This window comes from Pantoea sp. SGAir0183 (assembly GCF_043545505.1).
The window spans coordinates 205,088-220,951 of the sequence record NZ_CP028053.1 but is presented as its reverse complement, the minus strand read 5'-3'; the positions used below and the strand labels follow the sequence as shown (position 1 = coordinate 220,951).

General features: G+C 53.5%; 10 protein-coding genes, 4 tRNA genes, 3 rRNA genes and 1 riboswitch. Of the genes, 3 read left to right on the top strand and 14 right to left on the bottom strand.

Features of this window, described 5'->3' with window-relative positions:
- The 3 genes from ilvM to ilvL all read right to left on the bottom strand — a co-directional run bounded on the left by ilvM (position 1) and on the right by ilvL (position 2,149).
- Positions 1-258, bottom strand: coding sequence for an acetolactate synthase 2 small subunit (gene ilvM / locus C1N59_RS01030; RefSeq protein WP_006121160.1), 258 nt, complete (start codon positions 256-258; stop codon positions 1-3).
- The gene (gene ilvG / locus C1N59_RS01025) at positions 255-1,901 is read right to left on the bottom strand and encodes an acetolactate synthase 2 catalytic subunit (RefSeq protein WP_006121161.1); all 1,647 of its coding nucleotides are present in this window, start codon (positions 1,899-1,901) and stop codon (positions 255-257) included. The genes ilvM and ilvG overlap by 4 nt, the downstream gene beginning before the upstream one ends.
- 149 nt (positions 1,902-2,050) lie before the next feature.
- Entirely contained in the window at positions 2,051-2,149 is a 99-nt protein-coding gene (ilvL, locus tag C1N59_RS01020; RefSeq protein WP_071785161.1) for an ilv operon leader peptide, read from the bottom strand.
- A 330-nt stretch (positions 2,150-2,479) separates the two neighbouring features.
- Between ilvL and C1N59_RS01015 the strand changes: the two genes are divergently transcribed.
- The gene (locus C1N59_RS01015) at positions 2,480-4,000 is read left to right on the top strand and encodes a YifB family Mg chelatase-like AAA ATPase (protein WP_006121162.1); all 1,521 of its coding nucleotides are present in this window, start codon (positions 2,480-2,482) and stop codon (positions 3,998-4,000) included.
- 23 nt (positions 4,001-4,023) lie between these two features.
- Here C1N59_RS01015 and C1N59_RS01010 read toward each other — a convergent pair whose 3' ends face one another.
- Positions 4,024-4,362, bottom strand: a complete 339-nt coding sequence (locus tag C1N59_RS01010) for a DUF413 domain-containing protein (RefSeq protein ID WP_006121163.1) — start codon at positions 4,360-4,362, stop codon at positions 4,024-4,026.
- A gap of 121 nt (positions 4,363-4,483) precedes the next feature.
- Between C1N59_RS01010 and hdfR the strand changes: the two genes are divergently transcribed.
- Positions 4,484-5,308 carry an HTH-type transcriptional regulator HdfR gene (gene hdfR, locus C1N59_RS01005; RefSeq protein ID WP_006121164.1) on the top strand — a complete coding sequence of 275 codons (825 nt, stop codon included), beginning with the start codon at positions 4,484-4,486 and terminating at the stop codon, positions 5,306-5,308.
- A 109-nt stretch (positions 5,309-5,417) separates the two neighbouring features.
- Here the strand turns inward: hdfR and C1N59_RS01000 are convergent.
- The 9 genes from C1N59_RS01000 to btuB form a co-directional block, all read right to left on the bottom strand.
- Positions 5,418-5,493: transfer RNA gene (locus C1N59_RS01000), tRNA-Trp, on the bottom strand.
- An 8-nt stretch (positions 5,494-5,501) separates the two neighbouring features.
- Positions 5,502-5,578, bottom strand: a tRNA-Asp gene (locus tag C1N59_RS00995).
- A gap of 101 nt (positions 5,579-5,679) precedes the next feature.
- A 5S ribosomal RNA gene (gene rrf, locus C1N59_RS00990) occupies positions 5,680-5,795 on the bottom strand.
- Positions 5,796-5,898: 103 nt separating this feature from the next.
- A 23S ribosomal RNA gene (locus tag C1N59_RS00985) occupies positions 5,899-8,803 on the bottom strand.
- Between the two features lie 202 nt (positions 8,804-9,005).
- Positions 9,006-9,081 (bottom strand) — tRNA-Ala (locus tag C1N59_RS00980).
- A gap of 142 nt (positions 9,082-9,223) precedes the next feature.
- A tRNA-Ile gene (locus C1N59_RS00975) sits at positions 9,224-9,300 on the bottom strand.
- A gap of 73 nt (positions 9,301-9,373) precedes the next feature.
- Positions 9,374-10,915: ribosomal RNA gene (locus C1N59_RS00970) — 16S ribosomal RNA — on the bottom strand.
- The 16S, 23S and 5S rRNA genes sit together here with 4 tRNA genes alongside, the layout of an rRNA operon.
- A gap of 395 nt (positions 10,916-11,310) precedes the next feature.
- Entirely contained in the window at positions 11,311-12,162 is an 852-nt protein-coding gene (gene murI, locus C1N59_RS00965) for a glutamate racemase (protein ID WP_394550190.1), read from the bottom strand.
- Positions 12,107-13,993 carry a TonB-dependent vitamin B12 receptor BtuB gene (btuB, locus tag C1N59_RS00960; RefSeq protein WP_394550189.1) on the bottom strand — a complete coding sequence of 629 codons (1,887 nt, stop codon included), beginning with the start codon at positions 13,991-13,993 and terminating at the stop codon, positions 12,107-12,109. The genes murI and btuB overlap by 56 nt, the downstream gene beginning before the upstream one ends.
- Before the next feature lie 66 nt (positions 13,994-14,059).
- Positions 14,060-14,243, bottom strand: a riboswitch (cobalamin riboswitch).
- A 121-nt stretch (positions 14,244-14,364) separates the two neighbouring features.
- Between btuB and trmA the strand changes: the two genes are divergently transcribed.
- Positions 14,365-15,468 (top strand): tRNA (uridine(54)-C5)-methyltransferase TrmA, encoded by a 1,104-nt coding sequence (gene trmA / locus C1N59_RS00955; protein WP_394550188.1) that lies wholly within the window; start codon positions 14,365-14,367, stop codon positions 15,466-15,468.
- A gap of 34 nt (positions 15,469-15,502) precedes the next feature.
- Here the strand turns inward: trmA and C1N59_RS00950 are convergent, their stop codons facing one another.
- Positions 15,503-15,856 carry a YijD family membrane protein gene (locus C1N59_RS00950; protein WP_006121168.1) on the bottom strand — a complete coding sequence of 118 codons (354 nt, stop codon included), beginning with the start codon at positions 15,854-15,856 and terminating at the stop codon, positions 15,503-15,505.
- Positions 15,857-15,864: the final 8 nt, after the last annotated feature.

Genomic DNA, 15,864 nt, shown 5'->3' with positions numbered 1-15,864 from the left:
CTACGCGCGGATTTGTTGTGATGTCTGTTGTTGAATCTGGACGCAGGCGACATCCATCAGTTTGCTTAACTGGGAAGACAGTAAATCGACAGAGCGCTGGCTGGCAACGGTCATTTCGATATTAATGTTTTCGGCGTTAGCCACAGTCGCCATGTTCATTGAACACACCTGAAAGCCACGATGGCGTACTACACGTAAAATGCGTTCCAATATTTCAGGTCGAAAGCGCGCTTCGATAGACAATTGATGCTGGTTCATACGGTTTTCTCCATCATGTTGGCGTTGCTGGCACCGGGCGGTACCAATGGCCAGACGTTTTCATGCTCATCAATTGACACGTGCAGGAAATAAGGACCTTCACTGTTCAGCAGAGCATCGATTGCGGCGTCGACCTGATCTTTACGGGTGATTCGCTGGCCCGGGATATCAAATGCGCTGGCCAGCGTGAGGAAGTCGGGGTTGTCGGTCAGGATGGTTTCACTGTAGCGACCGTCAAAAAACAGCTGCTGCCACTGGCGAACCATGCCCAGACGCTGGTTATCCAGCAGCAGAATTTTCACAGGCAGTTTGCCACGCTTAATGGTGCCCAGTTCCTGAATATTCATCATGATAGAGCCGTCGCCCGAGACACAGATGACGGTATCGTGAGGGCGCGCAACCTGTGCGCCGATTGCCGCAGGCAGGCCAAAGCCCATTGTGCCTAAGCCACTGGAGGTGATGAAATCTTCAGGCGCGTCACAGGCTATATGCTGGGCCGCCCACATCTGATGCTGACCTACGTCGGTGGTAACAACAGTGTTTGCCGGTTTGCGATCGGACAGTTGTTTCAGTAATAACGGCGCATAGATGGCTTCACCGGGATGATCGTAGCGCCACGCATGCTGTGCTTTCAGCGCCATGACTTCGTCGCGCCACGCCTGAATCTGTAAAGGCTGGCTCAGGGCCGGCAGGACATGGTTGAGATCGCCTTGCAGCGACACATGTGCACGGCGCAGCTTGTTCAGTTCTGCAGGGTCCACATCCAGATGGATCACGCTGGCCAGCGGGGCGAAGGTGTCCAGTTTACCGGTGACGCGGTCGTCAAAACGGGCACCCACCGCGATTAACAGGTCGCAGGACTGGACGGCCAGATTAGCGGCCTTAGTGCCGTGCATGCCCAGCATGCCCAGATAACATTCGCTGTCGGCATCCACACTTCCCAGGCCCTTCAGCGTGGCAACAGCGGGAATGCCGGTTTCCTGCATCAACGCGCGCAGTGCCGGCACCGCTTGCGCCATGCCGACGCCACCGCCGACATACAGCATAGGTTTTTTGGCCTGCGCCATCATTGCCCGCGCGTCAATAATTGCCTGATGCGGCATCGACATCGCTTCTTCCACCGGCATCAACTGCGGTGAAGGTTCCCCTTTTGCCAGCTGAATATCCTTTGGGATATCGACTAATACCGGCCCGGGGCGACCCGACTGCGCAATGGCGAACGCCTCGGCCATCACGGAAGGCAAATCATCCAGCGATTCAACCATGAAGCTGTGTTTGGTGCAGGCTAACGACAGACCGAGAACATCGATTTCCTGAAAGGCATCCGTACCGATGAAGGCAGAAGCGACCTGACCGGTCAACGCGACAACCGGCACGGAGTCCATCATGGCATCAGCCAGGCCGGTGATCAGATTTGTTGCACCGGGGCCCGAAGTGGCAATGCAGACACCGGTTTTACCGGTTGAACGGGCATAGCCGATTGCGGCCATCACCGCGCCCTGCTCGTGACGGCACAACAGGTGTTCGACGCCGCCGTCGTATAGCGCATCGTACACTGGCATGATGGCGCCGCCAGGGTAACCAAATACGGTATCAACGCCTTGTGCGCGTAAAGCCTGAACTACCCATTGTGCACCTGTCATCGTTATTCTCCTGTCGCCTGAGGGGAACAACAGAATTTTATGCTACTGTTCATTGTTTGTTCCTTGCAGATTTACTGAATTTTGCCAGGTCAAAAAAAACCCCCCGGACCTTTCGGTGCGGGGGGTTTTTTAGAGTTCTGGCTTGATTTTTAAGCCTTTCTTGCTCCAAGCGTTGCCCCGCACAGTGGGTTAATAATCACCACCACGCTAATCACGACAAGGCTAATCACTAGTAGAAGGGCTTTCATAACGTATTCGATTCTTTAACTCGTTCGAAGTAATGCCTACAGAGTTATCATAGTTAGTAGGCTAATTACAATATTTTTTATCAGGTTTTTTATTGCGGCCCATTGCGTTCTTTCGTTATCAATTTGTAATTAAAAGATTATTTTATTGAGCCCCGACTTTGACAAAAAAACCATGCCGATGCGGTTATACCGCGTTCAAAGTCCGGTTCCACAAAAAAAGCGTGCGGATGTATAGTGCGCAAAAAAATCACGGCGCAGCTTACATTTTGTCCTTTTGGCCCTCGCCGTCATTGAAGCGCCAGGGCAGACTTGCCGCATTTGGGAGCGGCCATGTCTTTGTCAAAAGTTCTGACACGTGCAGCCATCGGGGTTGATGCGCCGCTGGTGACTATTGAAGTCCATATCAGCAACGGATTGCCTGCCCTGACGTTGGTGGGCTTACCGGAAACTACCGTCAAGGAGGCACGCGAACGTGTCCGTAGCGCCATCATTAACAGCGGCTTTGATTTCCCTGCCCGGCGAATCACCATCAATCTGGGCCCGGCCGATCTGCCTAAGGAAGGCGGGCGCTACGATTTGCCCATGGCTGTCGCCATTCTGGTCGCGTCTGAACAGCTCCCTGCAGAGAAGCTGGGCGGATATGAGTTTCTGGGCGAGCTGGCGCTAAACGGCGCTCTGTGTGGTGTACAGGCCGCCATTCCGGCTGCCCTTGCGGCGATTAAAGCTGGCAGGCAGTTGATTCTCTCAGCAGAAAACCAGACTGATGTGGGTTTAATCCGTAAAGGCTCAACGCTGGTAGCCGCGCATTTGATAGACGTTTGTGCTTTCTTACACAACAGGGGTGAACTCACGATTGCCACCGCCCACGCCGATAACACCGACGAAATCACAGACGATCTTCGCGATATTGTCGGGCAGGAACAAGGACGCCGTGCCCTGGAGATCACGGCGGCCGGTGGACATAACCTGATGCTGATCGGACCGCCAGGCACAGGCAAAACCATGCTTGCCACTCGTTTACCCGGCATCATGCCGCCATTAAGCGATCAGGAGGCCTTAGAATGCGCAGCGATAGCCAGCCTGAGTAATGCGGGCCCTGTGCATCATTCATGGCGTAAAAGGCCGTTCAGGGCCCCTCATCATAGTGCTTCACTGTATGCGCTCATTGGCGGCGGCGCATTGCCCCGTCCCGGCGAGATCTCGCTGGCCCATAATGGAGTGCTTTTCTTAGATGAATTGCCTGAATTCCAGCGCAGCGTTCTGGATGCATTGCGCGAACCCATTGAGTCCGGTGAAGTCGCGATTTCGCGAGCCAGGGCTAAGGTGGTTTACCCTGCACGTTTTCAGTTAGTCGCTGCGATGAATCCCAGTCCGACAGGACACTATCAGGGACAGCATAACCGCACCTCACCGCAGCAGATTTTACGCTATCTCAGCAAACTTTCCGGCCCCTTCCTTGATCGCTTTGATCTGTCGCTGGAGGTGCCATTGCTACCGCCGGGACTGTTAGGCCAGCAACAGCAGACGGGAGAAAGTTCTGTGGCGGTACGCGAGCGCGTGCTTGTTGCCCGGCAAAGACAGATTGCGCGTTCAGGAAAAATCAACGCTCATTTAGCTAATGCGGAGGTGTTACGGTGGTGTGCGCTTTGTTCAGCGGATGCGAAGTGGCTGGAGTCTGTTTTAAATCAGTTGGGCTTATCAGTACGGGCGTGGCAGCGGATCCTGAAAGTGGCGCGCACGGTGGCCGATTTGGCCGGTGAAGAGACGATCAGCCGTTATCATTTGCAGGAAGCCGTCAGTTACCGAAGCATTGACCGCCTCATGACCTATCTTCATAACAACCTGCAGTAAAAAGGGGCTTTCGCCCCTTTTCATTAATCGTCGCTTTCTGTGTAGTCTTCAACGGTATCCATTTGTGGCTTACCGCCTGACAGCGTGTGAAAACGCTTAGGACGCTTGATACGGGTCATGTATTTGGACCAGACACGTTCTGCTTCCGTCTGCGGCTCACGGACACCACGACATACCTCGATGAACAAACGCTCTTCTTCTGTCGCTGGTTCACGTTTGGCAAGATCCAGCTCATTAAACGCGACGCCGTGGCGTTCAAGTAGCTGTGCTTCTTTAATCGTAAAGTCCCCATGACGCGAAAATCCGCGTGGGTAATGTTTGTTATCAAAGAAACGATTTTCCGTTGAGAAGCTTTCCGCCATGTTACACGCTCCTGTTTCTCTTATGGCCGTGCTATTTATGGCGCGGAGTATTAGATACGCTTGACAGAGTGTAAAACAAAACATTTAAATCTATACGACAAACAAATTTTGGGAGAAGGCTGTGGATACGGAATTACTGAAAACTTTCCTGGAAGTGAGCAGAACTCGCCATTTCGGGCGTGCTGCAGAAGCACTTTACTTAACGCAGTCTGCTGTCAGTTTTCGCATCCGCCAGTTAGAAAACCAACTGGGAGTGAATCTTTTTACCCGACACCGCAACAACATCCGTTTGACCTCGGCAGGTGAGCGTCTTTTGCCTTACGCGGAAAGTCTGATGAATACCTGGCTTATGGCGAAGAAAGAAGTGTCGCACACGCAGCAGCATCATGAGCTGTCCATTGGTGCCAGCGCCTCACTTTGGGAAGCCTATCTGACGCCATGGCTTCAGACACTCTACGAAAACAGGGAAAGTCTGCACCTGGAAGCGCGTGTGGCGCAGCGTCATTTGTTAGTTAAACAGTTGCATGAACGCCAACTGGATTTATTGATTACGACGGAAGCACCAAAGATGGATGAATTGACCAGCCAGCAGATAGGTCATATCTCGCTGGCACTGTTTCGTTCCCGGCAGACCGAAAAGCGTGAGAAATATGACTATATTAAGCTGGAATGGGGCGCGGACTTTCATCAGCACCAAAGTTATCTTTCCGGCGGGGACGATGTTCCGGTATTAACAACGACATCAGCACAGGTGACGCGTGAATTGTTGCACACGACAGGAGCCTGCGCGTTTCTGCCCGAGTTCTGGCAAAGCTTGTACAGCGACCTGATAGTGATGCCCGATACGTCTGTGGCGGTGCGGCCTTTGTATGCGGTATGGCTGCAAAACAGTGATCAGCAGACGTATATCCGTCAGTTGCTGAAGTTTCCAGTCGTGCCGAATTAAAGAGAGGGAAGAAAGCGAGGATTAAGCCAGTCTTTGCTGGCTGGTTTTCTGTTTTGCTTTTCTTAAGGCAAAAAAAATCCTTCGCATACGCAAAGGATTTTTCTTTTTCTGGCAGGGGCGGAGGGACTCGAACCCCCAACACCCGGTTTTGGAGACCGGTGCTCTACCAATTGAACTACGCCCCTAAAAAGGGTGGCGGAACGGACGGGGCTCGAACCCGCGACCCCCTGCGTGACAGGCAGGTATTCTAACCAACTGAACTACCGCTCCACCGATTCTGTACTGATCGCAGAAAAACGTTCTGCTGTCAGGTGTTTCGCCCTTCCGCGTCACCGGTAAGGTCATGACCAGCGTGCTGGTCTTAATTTAATGCCTGGCAGTTCCCTACTCTCGCATGGGGAGACCCCACACTACCATCGGCGCTACGGCGTTTCACTTCTGAGTTCGGCATGGGGTCAGGTGGGACCACCGCGCTACAGCCGCCAGGCAGATTCTGTCTGCCGCACCGCCCTCTCGGGCCGCACGGCGTTATCCGGTAAACAAGGCTGAAAATTCTTTCTGTCTCTCAACCAAAACGCCTCTGGCGTTGTAAGGTTAAGCCTCACGGGTCATTAGTACCGGTAAGCTCAACGCATCGCTGCGCTTACACACCCGGCCTATCAACGTCGTCGTCTTCAACGTCCCTTCAGGAGGCTCGGAGCCTCAGGGAGAACTCATCTCGGGGCAAGTTTCGTGCTTAGATGCTTTCAGCACTTATCTTTTCCGCACTTAGCTACCGGGCAGTGCCACTGGCGTGACAACCCGGACACCAGCGGTGCGTTCACTCCGGTCCTCTCGTACTAGGAGCAACCCCCCTCAATTCTCCAGCGCCCACGGCAGATAGGGACCGAACTGTCTCACGACGTTCTAAACCCAGCTCGCGTACCACTTTAAACGGCGAACAGCCGTACCCTTGGGACCTACTTCAGCCCCAGGATGTGATGAGCCGACATCGAGGTGCCAAACACCGCCGTCGATATGAACTCTTGGGCGGTATCAGCCTGTTATCCCCGGAGTACCTTTTATCCGTTGAGCGATGGCCCTTCCATTCAGAACCACCGGATCACTATGACCTGCTTTCGCACCTGCTCGAGCCGTCACTCTCGCAGTCAAGCTGGCTTATGCCATTGCACTAACCTCCTGATGTCCGACCAGGATTAGCCAACCTTCGTGCTCCTCCGTTACGCTTTGGGAGGAGACCGCCCCAGTCAAACTACCCACCAGACACTGTCCGCAGCCCGGATTACGGGCCCACGTTAGAACACCAAACATTAAAGGGTGGTATTTCAAGGACGGCTCCACGCAGACTGGCGTCCACGCTTCAAAGCCTCCCACCTATCCTACACATCAAGGCTCAGTGTTCAGTGTCAAGCTGTAGTAAAGGTTCACGGGGTCTTTCCGTCTTGCCGCGGGTACACTGCATCTTCACAGCGATTTCAATTTCACTGAGTCTCGGGTGGAGACAGCCTGGCCATCATTACGCCATTCGTGCAGGTCGGAACTTACCCGACAAGGAATTTCGCTACCTTAGGACCGTTATAGTTACGGCCGCCGTTTACCGGGGCTTCGATCAAGAGCTTCTCCTTACGGATAACCCCATCAATTAACCTTCCGGCACCGGGCAGGCGTCACACCGTATACGTCCACTTTCGTGTTTGCACAGTGCTGTGTTTTTAATAAACAGTTGCAGCCAGCTGGTATCTTCGACTGGCCTCGGCTCCGGGAGCAAGTCCCCTCACCTACGCGCCAGCGTGCCTTCTCCCGAAGTTACGGCACCATTTTGCCTAGTTCCTTCACCCGAGTTCTCTCAAGCGCCTGGGTATTCTCTACCTGACCACCTGTGTCGGTTTGGGGTACGATTTCGTGTTACCTGATGCTTAGAGGCTTTTCCTGGAAGCAGGGCATTTATCACTTCAGCACCGTAGTGCCTCGTCGTCACGCCTCAGTGTAAAGTGCACCGGATTTGCCTGGCACACACACCTACACGCTTAAACCGGGACAACCGTCGCCCGGCCGATATAGCCTTCTCCGTCCCCCCTTCGCAGTAACACCAAGTACAGGAATATTAACCTGTTTCCCATCGACTACGCCTTTCGGCCTCGCCTTAGGGGTCGACTCACCCTGCTCCGATTAACGTTGAACAGGAACCCTTGGTCTTCCGGCGACAAGGTTTTTCACCTTGTTTATCGTTACTTATGTCAGCATTCGCACTTCTGATACCTCCAGCATGCCTCACAGCACACCTTCGACGGCTTACAGAACGCTCCCCTACCCAGCAACGCTTGCGCGTCGCTGCCGCAGCTTCGGTGCATGGTTTAGCCCCGTTACATCTTCCGCGCAGGCCGACTCGACCAGTGAGCTATTACGCTTTCTTTAAATGATGGCTGCTTCTAAGCCAACATCCTGGCTGTCTGTGCCTTCCCACATCGTTTCCCACTTAACCATGACTTTGGGACCTTAGCTGGCGGTCTGGGTTGTTTCCCTCTTCACGACGGACGTTAGCACCCGCCGTGTGTCTCCCGTGATAACATTCTCCGGTATTCGCAGTTTGCATCGGGTTGGTAAGCCGGGATGGCCCCCTAGCCGAAACAGTGCTCTACCCCCGGAGATGAATTCACGAGGCGCTACCTAAATAGCTTTCGGGAGAACCAGCTATCTCCCGGTTTGATTGGCCTTTCACCCCCAGCCACAGGTCATCCGCTAATTTTTCAACATTAGTCGGTTCGGTCCTCCAGTTAGTGTTACCCAACCTTCAACCTGCCCATGGCTAGATCACCGGGTTTCGGGTCTATACCCTGCAACTTAACGCCCAGTTAAGACTCGGTTTCCCTGCGGCTCCCCTATACGGTTAACCTTGCTACAGAATATAAGTCGCTGACCCATTATACAAAAGGTACGCAGTCACACCACGAAGGTGCTCCCACTGCTTGTACGTACACGGTTTCAGGTTCTGTTTCACTCCCCTCGCCGGGGTTCTTTTCGCCTTTCCCTCACGGTACTGGTTCACTATCGGTCAGTCAGGAGTATTTAGCCTTGGAGGATGGTCCCCCCATATTCAGACAGGATACCACGTGTCCCGCCTTACTCATCGAACTCACAGCCTGTGCACCTTTGTGTACGGGAGTATCACCCTGTACCCTGCGACTTTCCAGACGCTTCCACTGATGCACAAGCTGATGCAGGTTCTGGGCTCCTCCCCGTTCGCTCGCCGCTACTGGGGGAATCTCGGTTGATTTCTTTTCCTCGGGGTACTTAGATGTTTCAGTTCCCCCGGTTCGCCTCATGCCGCTATGGATTCACTGCATGATAGTGTGACGAGTCACACTGGGTTTCCCCATTCGGGTATCGCCGGTTGTAGCGGTTCATATCACCTTACCGGCGCTTATCGCAGATTAGCACGCCCTTCATCGCCTCTGACTGCCAGGGCATCCACCGTGTACGCTTGGTCGCTTAACCTCACAACCCACAGGCGTTTTGCGCTTGCGTGTTATGAGCTTTTGAGAGACCCGAACGCATCGTGCTGTGTTCCTTATTACGGAGGAACACGACGTGCGTCGTTTCAAATTTTCAGCTTGTTCCGGATTGTTAAAGAGCATAATACTTCGCAGCACACCGTCGCCGGTACGCTCTGAAGTATTGTCAGAAAAAACAGCAAGTATGGTGGAGCTAAGCGGGATCGAACCGCTGACCTCCTGCGTGCAAGGCAGGCGCTCTCCCAGCTGAGCTATAGCCCCATACAGTTACTGCAGAGACCACTACCACCACTCAACTGCGTGCACTTCATGAGAAATGCACTTCGTGCTCAGGCAAGGCGTGTTTCCGCGAAGCATAGTGAACTATGCGAGCCGGAGACATAACGCAGCATGAGTGCGAAGTTGGTAGGCCTGAGTGGACTTGAACCACCGACCTCACCCTTATCAGGGGTGCGCTCTAACCACCTGAGCTACAAGCCTGTAGAGGTTTTTTCTGCTCGTGACTTTCTATCAGACAATCTGTGTGAGCACTTCGCACGAAGGTATCTTCAGGTAAGGAGGTGATCCAACCGCAGGTTCCCCTACGGTTACCTTGTTACGACTTCACCCCAGTCATGAATCACAAAGTGGTAAGCGCCCTCCCGAAGGTTAAGCTACCTACTTCTTTTGCAACCCACTCCCATGGTGTGACGGGCGGTGTGTACAAGGCCCGGGAACGTATTCACCGTGGCATTCTGATCCACGATTACTAGCGATTCCGACTTCACGGAGTCGAGTTGCAGACTCCGATCCGGACTACGACGCACTTTATGAGGTCCGCTTGCTCTCGCGAGGTCGCTTCTCTTTGTATGCGCCATTGTAGCACGTGTGTAGCCCTACTCGTAAGGGCCATGATGACTTGACGTCATCCCCACCTTCCTCCGGTTTATCACCGGCAGTCTCCTTTGAGTTCCCGACCGAATCGCTGGCAACAAAGGATAAGGGTTGCGCTCGTTGCGGGACTTAACCCAACATTTCACAACACGAGCTGACGACAGCCATGCAGCACCTGTCTCAGCGTTCCCGAAGGCACCAAGGCATCTCTGCCAAGTTCGCTGGATGTCAAGAGTAGGTAAGGTTCTTCGCGTTGCATCGAATTAAACCACATGCTCCACCGCTTGTGCGGGCCCCCGTCAATTCATTTGAGTTTTAACCTTGCGGCCGTACTCCCCAGGCGGTCGACTTAACGCGTTAGCTCCGGAAGCCACTCCTCAAGGGAACAACCTCCAAGTCGACATCGTTTACGGCGTGGACTACCAGGGTATCTAATCCTGTTTGCTCCCCACGCTTTCGCACCTGAGCGTCAGTCTTCGTCCAGGGGGCCGCCTTCGCCACCGGTATTCCTCCAGATCTCTACGCATTTCACCGCTACACCTGGAATTCTACCCCCCTCTACGAGACTCAAGCCTGCCAGTTTCAAATGCAGTTCCCAGGTTAAGCCCGGGGATTTCACATCTGACTTAACAGACCGCCTGCGTGCGCTTTACGCCCAGTAATTCCGATTAACGCTTGCACCCTCCGTATTACCGCGGCTGCTGGCACGGAGTTAGCCGGTGCTTCTTCTGCGGGTAACGTCAATTGATGAGGTTATTAACCTCACCACCTTCCTCCCCGCTGAAAGTACTTTACAACCCGAAGGCCTTCTTCATACACGCGGCATGGCTGCATCAGGCTTGCGCCCATTGTGCAATATTCCCCACTGCTGCCTCCCGTAGGAGTCTGGACCGTGTCTCAGTTCCAGTGTGGCTGGTCATCCTCTCAGACCAGCTAGGGATCGTCGCCTAGGTGGGCCGTTACCCCGCCTACAAGCTAATCCCATCTGGGCACATCCGATGGTGTGAGGCCCGGAGGTCCCCCACTTTGGTCTTGCGACGTTATGCGGTATTAGCTACCGTTTCCAGTAGTTATCCCCCTCCATCGGGCAGTTTCCCAGACATTACTCACCCGTCCGCCACTCGTCACCCGAGGAGCAAGCTCCTCTGTGCTACCGTCCGACTTGCATGTGTTAGGCCTGCCGCCAGCGTTCAATCTGAGCCATGATCAAACTCTTCAATTTAAAGTTTGATTTGCTGCAACCAGTGCAGCGATGCTCAAGGAAAACGTCGTAATGAATTTCAATACGTGTTCACTCTTAAGACTTGATATTTTTTACGTCCGGAGACGCGGATATCAATCCTGCGAGTGCCCACACAGATTGTCTGATAAATTGTTAAAGAGCAGTGCCACACTTCTCTGTGGCGCGGGCTGCATATATTACGCTTTCCGCTTTATGAGTCAAGCACTTATTTTTGCTAAACTCATCGGTTCGAATCATTCTGAACCTTACTCAACCCGGCGCTTCGTATTCCGTTGTGCCGTGTCAGTGGAGGCGCATTATAGGGAGTTCTTCGAAGCTGACAAGGGCTAATTTCAATTAATTTTCCGAGTGCTGTTTTTTTCAGCGAAAACCCGCTAAAGCGCCAGTTTTTCAAGCAACGGGAAGCCATAACGCTGTAAAACCGGCGATAATTGCGCCGCCTCTTCATCCAGCTCAGTGCAAAACGCCATGTTTTGATCCGGCGAGCGGACTTCGGGTGCTTCATTGTCCAGTAGCCAGGCAGTACGTCTGGCTATTGCGGCACCGGAGTCAATCAAACGCGTACCTTCAGGCAGGACATGCTGAAGCTCATCGCGAAGTAAAGGAAAATGCGTGCAGCCTAATACGACAGTATCCGGTGGCTCCGTCATACGTAACCAGGGTTGCACAATGCGCCTGACGTCATCCAGTGAAACCTTATCGCCATGAAGCTTGGCTTCGGCTAACTCCACCAGCTCGGCTGAGCCCAGCATTTCAATCTTGCAGGTTTTAGCAAACTGCGACACCAGATCATGCGTGTACGAACGCCGGACCGTTGCGCGCGTCGCCAGCAGCCCGACCACACCGTTACGTGTAAGGCGTGCAGCCGGTTTGATTGCCGGTACAACGCCGACAACCGGAAAGGCAAATCGCTCACGTAATGCAGGCAAAGTGACGGTGCTGGCGGTATTACAGGCAATAATGACGAGAGAAATGGGATGACGGCGAGTAATGGCATCAACCATCGCAACAACACGCTCGACAATAAAGGTCTCGGTTTTCTCACCATAAGGAAAACCGGCGTTATCGAACGCATAAAGATAATGCAGGTTCGGCAGGAGTTGCCGAACCTCATCATAGACAGAAAGCCCGCCTACGCCGGAATCAAACACCAGCACAGTCGGGCGCAGGTCAGAAGCTGTAGCTTCCGTTGAGGTAATACTCTCTTCCTGGAGTCTGGTAGCCATACGCTGTCTCGTAATCTTTATCGAACAGGTTGGCAATTCTACCACGAACGGTCAGATGTGATGTGACAGGATACGATACGGCGAGATCAACGGTGCTGTAGGCCGGCAAACGGCGCTGCTCACTCGTGTACTGGCTCGTGTTATTGTCATAACGCTTGCCAAAATACTGGTAAATAACATCTATATCAGCCTCATAAACCGTTACACCCAACTGATATTTCATCTGTTGACGAGACCGGCGAGCCAGGACTTCATCATCCGAATCGCGTCGGGCATCAAGATAGCCTAAGGTGATTTGATGATGCAGGAAGGACGTATCAAAGTCCGCGGTGGCTTCAATACCTTTCATTGTCACCGCTTTCTGATTGAAATAGCCGCCCTGGAATGTCACCGGATCGGACGCATAGTCAATCAGGTTCGTGACGTGATTACGGTAGGCCGCCAGCCGCCAGTTAACGGGGCCACTTAACCCTTCGAGCGCAGCTTCCCATTGTTTTGATTTCTCAGGCTGCAAATCGGGATTGGCGCTAATGCCAAAATGCTTTTGGCCATAAAGCTGCCCCAGCGTCGGTGCCTGGAAACCGGTGCCATAGGAGAGCGATGCCTTATAACCCGGCACAAACTCCCATCCAGCCGCCGTTTGCCAGGTACCATGACGACCATAATCCTGGTTATCGTCCCCCCGGACAGCACCTTCAAGCGTAACAGTGCCCAATTGCTGCTGCGTCGTCAGATATGCCCCGGTATTATCCTGCTTATAGCGGTCCGTTTCTCTGGGCTGTCCAGAAAAGAGTTGGCCTACTGAGCTCAACGCTTGCCGCTGCCAGTCAATCCCGGTACTCACCGTGCCATAACCGACTGCGAAGGCGTTTCCCCATTGAAGGTTGCGCTGATCCATATCATCCAGCGTATTGGAGTCTGCGTAACGTCCCTCAGCGCCAACATAATTATATATTTTGTACTTTTGGTAGCTGGCGACCAGTTGAGAAGAATAATCACCTTTAGTAAAGCGCAGGCCGGTATCAAAGGCGTGGTTATAAATCTGCTGCTCATCCGATCCGCCCGGGAAGCCAGCATCGTAGTCAGTATTCGCCGCATAACCATAACCACGAAAGAAACCAGAAAACATGTCATTGAACTTATGCTCACCCCCTGCCCAGAACGCTTTGTTGCGCCAGCCATCACGATCGCGATCGGCTGGAGACGTCGAATCAGGCTGGATGTTATAGCCATTGGTTGCCTGATAAGAACCGGCGACGGTAAGGCGGGTTTGGTCGGTCACATTCTGGTTTACGCCCCCGCTGTATTCCTGATATCCCTTTGACCCCATGCCTGCAGAAAGCACATTGTGATTTTGTGGATTTTGAGTAATCACGTTTACCACTCCGCCAATGGCATCAGCGCCATAGACGGAGGAGCGCGGCCCGCGAATGAATTCAACGCGTTGTATAAGGGAGATCGGAATCAGATTGAAGTCCGCTGCACCGGTGATGCCCGGTCTGGCAAAGGGCACGCCATCCACAAGAATCAACGTCTGGCGCGCTTCAGCGCCTCGCACAAACATTGACGCGCTTTGCCCAATCCCACCGTTCTGCGCAATATCCACGCCGGGCAGGCGACGAAGCACGTCTACCAGATTTTTTGCCTGCCACAGGTCAATCTCATCCCGTGTCACCACCGAGGTTGAAGCCAGTACCGACGAAACCGGCTGTTGAAAACGATTAGCCGTCACGATGAGCGCATCATCACTTCTCTGTGCAAAGCCATTTTGCGCCCAGAGGAAAATCGCCGTTGCACTGAAGGCAAACAGCGGGGTTGTTGTTTTACTCATTTTTATCGCATCCAAAAGAAAAAAGGATGCCGCAGGCATACAGTCGATAGCACGCGATGACTGTACGCGTGGCGACGTCACACCGGCAGGTCTTCGGGCTGGGAATCATAGCAGGTGATGACTTCCCATCCCGCAGGACAGTGTCTGCAATTGCAATCACCCTGACATTCCTTACCGCTGCGCGTCAGCTCCAGATTCACACTGGATTCCCTGTTAACTCAAGGTTGAGGCCGGTGCCCGCAGTCTACGAAGCGCGCACGGGCAAGTCCAGATCTGCACACCCCGACGCTCTGCTCGCGCGCGCAGGACTGGACATCAGCAGGTGAATCCCTACAATCGCCCGGCAAGCAGGCTATTAACCAGGATTAAACATGACACCCGAACATCTCCCTGTTGAACAGTATGACGCGCAGCTGGCGGAAAAAGTCAGTCGGTTAGAAACGATGATGACGCCTTTCGCTGCCCCCGCCGTGGAGGTGTTCCGTTCACCGGTCAGCCACTATCGCATGCGTGCAGAATTCCGCATCTGGCATGATGGCGACGACATTTATCACATCATTTTCGATCAGGAGACGAAACAGCGCATTCGCGTTGACCAGTTCCCGGCGGCCAGTGCCCTGATTAACCAGATGATGCCGAAAATGATGGCGGTCATTCGCGATAATCGCATCCTGCGCCATAAGCTGTTCCAGATTGATTATCTGTCGACGCTAAGCAACCAAATCGTCATCTCCCTGCTCTATCACCGCAAGCTGGATGAGGAATGGCAGCAGGCCGCCACAACGTTACGCGATCAGTTGCGGGCGGAAGGCGTCGATGTGCAGCTGATTGGTCGCTCCACTAAGACCAAAATTTGCCTTGATCGGGATTACGTGGAAGAGCGTTTGCCGGTCGCCGGTAAAGAGATGATTTATCGACAGGTGGAGAACAGCTTCACGCAACCCAACGCGGCGATGAACATTCATATGCTGGAATGGGCGCTGGATGTGACAACGGGTTCCCGTGGCGATTTACTGGAACTCTACTGTGGTAATGGCAACTTCTCGCTGGCGCTGGCCAGAAATTTCCGCCGCGTGCTGGCCACGGAAATTGCCAAGCCATCCGTCGCGTCGGCCCAGTACAACATTGCCGCCAACCAGATTGATAATGTCCAGATTATTCGCATGGCGGCCGAAGAGTTTACCCAGGCAATGAACGGCGTGCGCAGCTTTAACCGGCTGGAGGGGATCGACCTGAAGAGTTATGACTGCGAGACGATCTTTGTGGATCCGCCGCGCAGTGGGCTGGATGAGGAAACCGTCAGGATGGTGCAGGCTTATCGCACGATCCTGTATATTTCCTGCAACCCGCAAACCCTGTGTGACAATCTGCTGGAGCTGGCGCAAACCCATGATGTCACGCGACTGGCCCTGTTTGACCAGTTCCCGTATACCCATCATGTGGAATGCGGTGTGCTACTGACGCGCAAAGCGTAAAAAAACGGGAACCCAGGGGTTCCCGTTTTTGTGATTACCGGTTGCGATTGCGCTTGTAACGCAGGGCAATCCAGAACACCAGCCCGACCATAAGAATCGTGGGGATAAAGTTAGATCCGATATCCGGATATTCGGCACGCACTAATGCGCTGTACACCAGGATTCCCAGCAGGAAGAAGGCCGCAGCCAGCCCCGGAACCCCATCGGGCATACTTTTATTCAGGTAGCGTTGATGCAGGCACCATGCCGCCAGCCCCAACGCAATCAACGGGAAAATAGAAAAAGGAACGAAAGCACTAAACAGCACAGAGAACGAGCCGTTCATAGCAAGGCCGGTAATAAAAGCCAGTAACATCGTGCCTTTATCACGGGAGCTTGGGTGGGTCATGGCAGGGT